This window comes from Citrobacter sp. CK199, from assembly GCF_030333285.1.
Taxonomy (GTDB): Bacteria; Pseudomonadota; Gammaproteobacteria; order Enterobacterales; family Enterobacteriaceae; genus Citrobacter_B; species Citrobacter_B koseri.
The window spans coordinates 1-254 of record NZ_JAOWGF010000006.1 but is presented as its reverse complement, the minus strand read 5'-3'; the positions used below and the strand labels follow the sequence as shown (position 1 = coordinate 254).

The 254-nt window shown below is 53.9% G+C and carries 1 rRNA gene; it reads right to left on the bottom strand.

The features are described 5' to 3' along the window. A 5S ribosomal RNA gene (gene rrf / locus OGX75_RS00025) occupies positions 1–91 on the bottom strand; the annotation flags it as partial. Positions 92–254: the final 163 nt, after the last annotated feature.

Genomic DNA, 254 nt, shown 5'->3' with positions numbered 1-254 from the left:
GGGGAGACCCCACACTACCATCGGCGCTACGGCGTTTCACTTCTGAGTTCGGCATGGGGTCAGGTGGGACCACCGCGCTAGTGCCGCCAGGCAAATTCTGTTCGTCTAATGCCTCTCGCATTAAACACTAATCTGTAATCAGGCTGAAAATCGTCTCTCAAATCGCCAAAACACCTTCGGCGTTGTAAGGTTAAGCCTCACGGTTCATTAGTACCGGTTAGCTCAACGCATCGCTGCGCTTACACACCCGGCCT